Consider the following 8,258-nt stretch of genomic DNA (forward strand, 5'->3'; position numbering starts at 1 on the left):
CCTATCTGTCGAAGCCATCGCCGAGGGCGCCCGTCGCCGCGGCGCGGGCTGGTCGCCCGTCAGCACCCGAACCGCCACCGTGGTGGGTGCGGGCGTGCTGCTCGCGGGCGGCGTACTCGCCATCCTGCAGGGCGGACCGGGCTGGCAGCCCGGCGGCTGGCTCGGCCTCGCCGCGGCGGTGCTGCTGCTGTTCGCGGGCGTGGTCGCCTCGCGGGCGTACGGCGACGCCCGGGTCGGCGCGGTGCTCGGCGGGTTCAGCCTGCCCTACGCCTTCGCCGGTGGCGCGCTCATCCTCGGCGGCGACACGCTGCCCGGCGCGATGGGCCTGGTCCCCTGGCTCGGGCAGGCCCAGCTGCTGCTCGGCGCGATGTGCGTACTGCTCTTCTCGGCGCTCGGCGGAGCCGGTGTCGGCGGCCGGGTCCGGGTGTTCACCGCCGGCGTGACCTTCGGCCTGCTCACCGGGCTCACCAGCCTGCTCAGCTTCCTCGACCCGGCCGGCGCGGCCGCGGTGCTGCTCGCGCTGCTGGTCTGCGGCATCGGCCTGGTCCCGGTGCTCGCGATCCGCTTCGGCAAGGTGCCGGTCCCGTCGGTCACGCTGCCGACCGGTCAGGGTGCCAAGGAGATCTACGCGGCGGGCTCCTCGCCCTCGCTGGAGGCCGCGCGCCGGCTGCCCGATCGGCAGCGCGTGTTCTCGGCGGTCTCCCGGTCCGAGGAGCTGCTCTCCGGAATGCTCATCGGGTACGCCGTCCTCACCGTCGGCGCGACCGCGGTCCTCGTGACCGGCGGCGGCGTGGCGGGCAAGGTGCTGACCGCGGTCGCCGCCGTCGCGCTGCTCCTGCGCTCGCGGCTGTTCGTCAGCCCGCGTCAGCGGGTTCCGCTGCTGGTCGCCGGCCTGACCGGGGTGACCGTGCTGCTCGTCGGCATGGTGCTGAGCGCCGACAGCAGCATGCGGGCGCTGATCGCGGTGGGCTCGGTCGCGATCGCACTGATCGTCGTGGTCGCCGGGCAGGCCTGGTCTACGAAGCCGCCGTCGCCGTACATCGGACGGATCGCCGACCTCTTCGAGATGCTGATCGTCGTGTCGGTCATCCCGGCCGCGCTCTGGGTCCTCAACGTCTTCGATCAGATTCAAGCAATCGCCGGGTGATTGTCACGCCGCAAGGCGTGCGCTCATCGATCAAAGCCGGTAGGTTTCACCCATTGTGAGACGCCCGTCGGCTGAACGCAGCGCCGGATCGCAGAAGACCGCGACGGCGCTGCTTCGTGTGGGCGCGGGGCTCCTGCTGGGCGTGGCCGCCGGTTTCCCGGTGTCGCCGGTGTCCGGGGCGAGCGCCGTCGGCGGTCAGGGCGCCGGGCTCGCCGCCGACAAGGTACGCGGAGACCAGTGGCAGCTCGGCCAACTGCACGCGCAGCAGGCTTGGCGCTGGTCGGACGGCAGCGGCGTGACCGTCGCGGTCATCGACTCCGGTGTGGACGGTCGCCATCCCGATCTGTCCGGTCAGGTGCTGTCCGGGACGGATTTCGTCCGCCCCGGCGGCAACGGCCAGACCGACGCCGTCGGCCATGGCACCACGGTCGCGGGGCTGATCGCCGGGCGGGCCGACGACTCGTCGGGCGTACTGGGGTTGGCGCCTGGCGCGAAGATCCTCCCGGTTCGGGTGCTCGACGCGAAGAACGAATACGACGACGCCCGGGTCGTGGCCAACGCCGTACGCTGGTCGGTCGACCATGGCGCCGCCGTGATCAATCTCTCTCTGGGCGGTTCGGTGAGCAGTCCCGAACTGGCCGACGCCCTCGACTACGCCTTCGAGAAGGACGTCGTCGTGGTGGCCTGCACGGGCAACGAGTCGCCGCCCAATCCGGACGACGTCTGGTATCCGGCGCGGGAGCCCGGCGTACTGGCGGTGACCGGGCTCGGCCACGGCACCGGCCGGACGTTGTGGTCCGGCGCGCTGACCGGACCCGAGACCATTCTCGCCGCGCCCGGAGCCGACCTCGTCGGCGCTCGGCCGGGCGGTTATTGGACGGTCGAGGGCACCAGCTTCGCCGCGCCGCTGGTGAGCGCTACGGCGGCGCTCGTCCGATCGAAGTGGCCGGAGATGTCGGCCGCCAATGTCGTGAACCGTCTCATCGCCACCGCCGACGATCTGGGCCCGCTGGGCCGGGACACGACCTACGGGTACGGCATGGTGGATCCCGTGGCCGCGTTGACGCTGACGGTTCCCGCGGTGGCGGCGAACCCGCTCGACACCGTCCCGCCACCGGGCAAGGCGCGCTTCGGAAAGGCCGGAGCATCGGCGACCGCATCGCCGGCCGCGAGCGTGGCCCGGGCGCAACCCGAACGGGCGGCCGGTCATCGGCCGCTCCTCGCCGCACTGCCGGCCGGGATCGCGGTCGTCCTCGTGCTCGTCGGCGGGGCCGCGGCCACCCTGCGCCGCTTCAGCTGAGCCCGTTGAGGCCCGTAGGGTCAGGCGCTGGATCACGGATGTGCGTGCTTCCCGGGCGCGAGAAGCGTACGTAACGGTGATCTGCTGCGTCAGGCGCAGGTCTGAGTGCCGACCCCGGTCGTCTTCGTCGCGCCGGCCGCCGCCACGGGCGTCGCCTCGTCGGCTGTCACCGCGAAACCGGTGTTCTTGTCGTCGGCCGCGGCGGCGAAGATGACCCCGAGTACGCGGCCGTTCGGGCTGATCAGCGGGCCGCCGGAGTTGCCGCTGCGGACCAGCGCCCGGATCGTGTAGACCTCGCGGGTCACCTTCTGGTCGTCGTAGATGTCCGGCCCGGTGATGTCGCCGACGTCGCGTACGCGGGCCGGCTGGGCGTTGTAGGGCCCGTCCAGCGGATAGCCCAGCACGATCGCGTCCGCGCCGGTGTCCACCTCGTTGTCGGCCAGCCGCAGCGCCGGAGCGGAGAACCCGGGGACGTAGAGCACCGCCAGGTCGCGTTCCGGGTCGTAGACCACCACTCGGGCGGAATGCCGGTCGCCGTCCTCGTCCTTGATGGCCACCGCGGTCGTCCCCGCGACCACGTGGGCGTTGGTCAGGACGTGCTCGGGGGCGTACACGAAACCGGAGCCCTCGATGCGGCGGGAGCAGCTCGGCGCACTGCCCAGCACCTTCACGACCGACTTGTGGGAGTTGACCACCACCTGCGACTTCGCCAGCGCGCTGTCCGGCTCGGGCACCGGGCGTACGCGGGTGGGCACGAGGTCGCCGAAGACGTCCGGGAAGCCGTTGGTGTCGATGGTCTCCTGCAGCGCCTGGGTCAGCTTCGACGCGTCGTTCGGCATGATCTTGTCGATACCGCTGAGAACCACGCTGTTACGGACGGAACTCGACAACCAGTCCGAGTCGGACTTGCCCAGCGGTATGGCCACCAACCACGCGACGATCGCGACCGCTACCACCGAGACGACGGCGCCACCGAGGTCGTCCACGGTCTGAAAGCTGCTGTTGGTGATCCCGCCGCGAAGTTTCGAGCCGAGCCAGCCGGTCGCCGCCTGCCCGAGGATGGCCAGGCCGAACACGGCGATCAGGGCGATGACGATGCGAATCGTGGGCGAGGCGAAGTGCTCGGCGAGCAGCGGACCGATCTGTAATCCGATCAGGGCGCCGACGAAGAACCCGGCGAAGGAGAGAACCCCGATGAGAAAGCCCTGCCGGTATCCGGAGATCGCAAAAATGATCATCAGGATGATCAGCACGGCATCGACCACGGACATCCGCCTAGCCTACGGGGAGATTCTCGACGCGAGATGTGTCCCAAGGCCGGCTCCACCCACCGAGATCCAGCAGAACGGTGAGGATTCCGGCGGTGAAGCCCCAGACGAGCAGGCCACCGACGGAGAACGCCGGTCCGATGTATCCGCTCGAATGCCGGATGCGCAACCGATTCGCCGGATCGGTCAGCTCCGCCAGCGGCAGCCGCGCCACTCGCTCGACCTCGGCGGGCTGGACGGCGTACACCGGGTGCGGGCTGTGCCACCAGGCGAGGACCGGCGTGACGACGAAGTCGCTGACGGAAATCCAGATCGGCGGAAGTTCACTCAGCACCGTCACGCTGGCCGGGTCGAGACCGACTTCCTCGTTGGCCTCGCGCAGGGCGGTCTGCTGCGGCCCGCCGTCGCCCGGATCGGCGGCCCCACCGGGAAACGCCGGCTGCCCGGCGTGATTGCGCATCGTGGCCGCGCGCTGGAGCAGCAACACATCGGGGCTGTGCTCCTCGGATTCGCCGAAGAGCACGAGCACCGCCGCTTCGCGCCCGCCGTGCTCCGGGAGCGGCCAGCGGCTGAAGTCGGCCGAGCGGGACTCCGCGACCCGCTCCTGCAATCCCTTGAGCCACTCCGGGATCGGCGCCGTCACACCTTCACCCCGAGATACCGGTCCACCAAGTCGGTCAGCTTCGCCTCATCGAGGGCCGAACCCTGATAGACGTACGCGATCCGGCCGTCCTTGACGAAGACGGTCGCCGGCAGCGCGCTGGACTTGATGCGTTCTGCCTCGACGAGTGCGGTCGCGAGGCGGCCCCGGTCGTCGAAGAGGGTCGGGAAGGTCACGTGCAGTTCCTCGGCGAGCGCGGCCGAACTGTTCCTTTTGTCCGTCGTGACCACGCCGATCACCGTCGGCGCGTCCTTCTTCCCGGCGAGCTGGGTGAACGCGGGCAGCTCGCGGATGCAGGGCTGGCACCACGACGCCCAGAGGTTCACCACGACCGTCCCCTTGAGCTGGGAGAACCGCACCGACTGGCCACCGTGGAAGCAGGGCAGCGTCACGTCGGGCAGCTCCGCCGAGGCGTTGTCGGACGAGAGCGCGGCGCACTCCGCGAACGGCCCGTCGACCGGTGGCTCGGCGTTCTTCGGCTCGTCACTGCCGCAGCCGGCGAGCAGGAGCGCACCGGCCAGCACCGTGACCGCCCACCGCCTCACGCGGCCCCCTCGGCCGAACCCGCCGAAGCGCCCCCGACGGGCAGCTCCTCGTCGACGAGCGCCGCCAGCTCGGCGACACGGGGCCCCTTGAGCAGCTTGATCGCCTCGGCCCGATTCGTCGGGCCGAGCCCGTACGAGGGGCAGGACGGCGCGAGCGTGCACGCCCCGCAGGCCGGTTTGCGCGAGTGGCACACGCGACGCCCGTGGAAGATCACCCGGTGCGACAGCATCGTCCAGTCTCGACGCTCGATCAGCGCGCCGACGGCGTGCTCGATCTTGATCGGATCGGTCTCGTCGGTCCACTTCCAGCGCCCGACGAGCCGGCCGAAGTGCGTGTCGACCGTGATCCCCGGTACGCCGAACGCATTGCCGAGGATGACGTTGGCGGTCTTGCGCCCGATGCCGGGCAGCTCGACGAGCTGGGTCAGCTTCGCCGGGACCTCACCGTCGTACTTCTCCACCAGCGCGGCGCCCAGCTTGATCAGCGAGTCCGTCTTGTTGCGGAAGAAGCCGGTCGGCTTGATCATCGTCTCCAGCTCGGTCCGGTCGGCGGCCGCGTAATCGGCTGCCGTCGGATAGCGCGCGAACAACTTCGGCGTGACCTGGTTGACCCGTTCGTCGGTGCACTGCGCCGAGAGGATCGTCGCGACCGCCAGCTCCAGCGGGGTCGTGAAGTCGAGTTCACAGTGCGCGTCGGGATGGATCACCGCCAGCTCGCGGGCCATCTTCCGGGCCCGGCGTTTGCGGCCCAAGTCGGTCTCGGTCACGGCGTCGAGCGTACGTCGCCGCCCTGACATCCGCCGCGACCCGGCCGGGTCAGGCAGCCGGCGGCGTGATCTTGCCCGAGGACTCGATCTTCGGCCCGGTGGTCGGGAAGTCCGACTTCGTGAGGTTCCGGATGGCGGTCGCGCCGCGCTTCTGCGCGTCCGGCCCGGGCACGCCTTGGCTGTTCATGATCGCCGAGTCGAACTGGCCACCGACCCAGGTGCCGTCCTTGGTCAGCTGCACCTTGAGCACGCCGGTGTAGCCCAGGACGCCGTCCGGCTTCAGCGTGCGGCCGCCGCCGAGGAAGTTGCCCAGGCTGTACGCGATCAGGCGGCCCTTGTAGAACTCCATCGCGCGAAGGACGTGCGGGCCGTGCCCGACGATCAGGTCGGCGCCGGCGTCGATCATGGCGTGCGCGAACGCGATCGGGTTGCCCCGGTTCTCCCCCAGGAAGATCTCGGTGCCCGGCTTCACATGGGTGTACGCCGTCCCCTCGGAGCCCATGTGGACCTGCACGACGACCAGATCGGCCTGCTTGTCGGCCTGCTGGATCAGCTGTTTGGCCTTCGGGATGTCGATCAGGCTGTTGTTCCACGCGTACGAGGAGAAGCCGACGACGGCGACCTTGATGCCCTTGACGTCCACGACGGTGATCTCGCCGGGTGCGCCGGTGTGCTTGAGCCCGACCGCGTCCAGGGACTTCTGGGTGTTGGTGTACCCCTTCGAGCCCATGTCGTTGCCGTGGTTGTTCGCCATGTTCATCAGCTGGTAGCCGGCGTTCTTCAGGTGCTTGGCCCAGCTCGGCGGCACATAGAACTGGTGGCAGCTGGTCGAGCCCGCGCCGCACTTGCGGTAGCCGGTGTCCTCGGTGACCGGCTCCTCGAGGTTGCCCATCACCAGGTCGCCCTTGAGTAGCGGCTTGACCTTGGTGTAGAGGTCGTTCCCGCCGTTGGGCGGCATGTTGCCCGGCCCGCCCATGACGTTGTCGCCGGTCGCCGTCAGCGTGATCGCCTCGGCCACGGCCGCAGCGGTCTGGCTCGGCGAGGGATCGGCGGCGTTGCTCGACGCGGCGGCGGCGGGCGAACCACCGTTCCACTGCGGCTTGCGCGTGGCGTTGAACGCGCCGTACGCAGCACTGGCCGCGCCCACCAGGACTACCGCGACCGCGAGGCCGAGGATCAAGCGGGGGCGCGACGAACGGGGGGTCTGTCGAGGGGCGGACATCGCGCACAGACTACCCGGCGGACAAGCCCTCCGCCGACCCCGGAGAACGGGCCGAACGGGGCCCCGAAAGGTTGATCAGGTCCGATCCGACCAGCCGACCGGGTCGGCTCGGAAGTCCCGGCCGCCACGGAGAACCGCCTGGTGAACGGCGCGGGCGAGCGGTGCGCCCCAGCGCGACCGGGGACCCCCGTACGCCTCGGCCGGCCCGGAATCGGACACCACGACACACACCGCGTCGGTCGAGGTCCCCGTAGCGGCGTACCCGAGCTCGAAAAGGGCCTGGGCCTTCGCCTCCGTGACGGTGGCGACGGCATTGACCAGCGCGGCCTCGCTGAGCCGCGCGGGTAGGAAGGCGATGATGTTGACCGTGCCGACGAGTTCGCCGACGTCCTCAGCGGGTGCCGCGGCGAGGATCGGGCGGCCGAGGCCGACCGTGGCGAAGACCTCGACGCCGTCGTCCTCGGCGGTGACCACCCGCGCGACGTCGACGCCGGTCATGAGTCCGGCGCCGGGTCCGGAAAGGCCGAGATCTCCCGCGATGTCGGACAGGTGAACGCCAGGATCATCGCGGTCGTACGACATCGGAACAGTGGCGTTCATCACCCAACGGCGCTCGCCGATGCCGCCGCCGAGGGGACCTGAGGAGATTGTCGGGATTGCGCCCGGCAACCGCCAGACCAGCAGCGGTGCCAAAAGCCCGCCCTCTTCGCGAAAGACCAGCTCAGGACGCACCGCACGACCTTACTCTGGGGCTAACAGCGATCTTTTGGGTACCCGTCCGGTTCTCGTCGCGTTGCGCCTAGACTGACGTTGCGCGTTTGTTGCGTGGCTGCCGCAGGCAGCGCAGAAGCAGGCAAGCGCAGAAGCGCACAGGTGGAGGTGTGGCGCATGGATGAGGTGCTGGCCCGCAGCGGGATCTTCCAGGGTGTCGATCCCGAGGCCGCGGAGGCTCTCGCCCGTGAGATCGAGACCATCGAGGTTCGCAAGGGCGAGGTCGTCTTCAACGAGGGCGAGCCGGGCGACAGCCTCTACATCGTGCTGTCCGGGAAGATCAAGCTGGGCCGCCGCGCCGCGGACGGCCGGCAGAACCTGATCGCCGTGATGGGTCCGTCCGACATGATGGGCGAGCTGTCGCTGTTCGACCCCGGCCCGCGTACCGCCACGGCCACCGCCGTCACCGACTCCCGACTGGCCCGCCTGCGCAAGGCCGCCCTGCGCCCGTGGCTGACCAACCGGCCGGAGATCGCCGAGCAGCTGCTCCGCGTCCTCGCCCGGCGGCTGCGCCGGACCAACGACGCGCTCGCCGACCTGATCTTCACCGACGTCCCGGGCCGGGTCGCCAAGAACC

9 protein-coding genes are annotated in these 8,258 nt (G+C 70.4%); 3 read left to right on the forward strand and 6 right to left on the reverse strand.

From position 1 onward, the window contains the following. Nucleotides 1-1,147, forward strand: a 1,147-nt coding sequence (eccD, locus tag AB0M47_RS40930; protein ID WP_363423939.1) for a type VII secretion integral membrane protein EccD, incomplete at its 5' end; no start/stop codon positions are given. A gap of 160 nt (nucleotides 1,148-1,307) precedes the next feature. After that, entirely contained in the window at nucleotides 1,308-2,447 is a 1,140-nt protein-coding gene (mycP, locus tag AB0M47_RS40935) for a type VII secretion-associated serine protease mycosin (RefSeq protein WP_363423955.1), read from the forward strand. 89 nt (nucleotides 2,448-2,536) lie between these two features. Here mycP and AB0M47_RS40940 read toward each other — a convergent pair whose 3' ends face one another. From AB0M47_RS40940 to AB0M47_RS40965, 6 genes are all read right to left on the reverse strand, one after another. Then, entirely contained in the window at nucleotides 2,537-3,718 is a 1,182-nt protein-coding gene (locus tag AB0M47_RS40940) for a MarP family serine protease (protein WP_253759520.1), read from the reverse strand. A 4-nt stretch (nucleotides 3,719-3,722) separates the two neighbouring features. Further along, the gene (locus tag AB0M47_RS40945; RefSeq protein ID WP_363423942.1) at nucleotides 3,723-4,358 is read right to left on the reverse strand and encodes a CoA pyrophosphatase; all 636 of its coding nucleotides are present in this window, start codon (nucleotides 4,356-4,358) and stop codon (nucleotides 3,723-3,725) included. Then, nucleotides 4,355-4,921 (reverse strand): TlpA disulfide reductase family protein, encoded by a 567-nt coding sequence (locus AB0M47_RS40950; protein WP_363423944.1) that lies wholly within the window; start codon nucleotides 4,919-4,921, stop codon nucleotides 4,355-4,357. The genes AB0M47_RS40945 and AB0M47_RS40950 overlap by 4 nt, the downstream gene beginning before the upstream one ends. Next, nucleotides 4,918-5,718 carry an endonuclease III gene (gene nth, locus AB0M47_RS40955; RefSeq protein ID WP_363423946.1) on the reverse strand — a complete coding sequence of 267 codons (801 nt, stop codon included), beginning with the start codon at nucleotides 5,716-5,718 and terminating at the stop codon, nucleotides 4,918-4,920. Before nth ends, AB0M47_RS40950 begins: the two co-directional genes overlap by 4 nt. A 19-nt stretch (nucleotides 5,719-5,737) precedes the next feature. Next, the gene (locus AB0M47_RS40960) at nucleotides 5,738-6,910 is read right to left on the reverse strand and encodes a CapA family protein (protein ID WP_363423948.1); all 1,173 of its coding nucleotides are present in this window, start codon (nucleotides 6,908-6,910) and stop codon (nucleotides 5,738-5,740) included. 75 nt (nucleotides 6,911-6,985) lie between these two features. Further along, entirely contained in the window at nucleotides 6,986-7,642 is a 657-nt protein-coding gene (locus tag AB0M47_RS40965; RefSeq protein ID WP_363423950.1) for an adenosylcobinamide amidohydrolase, read from the reverse strand. Between the two features lie 156 nt (nucleotides 7,643-7,798). Between AB0M47_RS40965 and AB0M47_RS40970 the strand changes: the two genes are divergently transcribed. Beyond that, nucleotides 7,799-8,258: cyclic nucleotide-binding domain-containing protein (locus AB0M47_RS40970; RefSeq protein WP_363423952.1), on the forward strand; the 460-nt coding region annotated here is incomplete at its 3' end.

It is taken from the genome of Hamadaea sp. NPDC051192 (assembly GCF_040682475.1).
GTDB classification, from domain to species: domain Bacteria; phylum Actinomycetota; class Actinomycetes; order Mycobacteriales; family Micromonosporaceae; genus Hamadaea; species Hamadaea flava.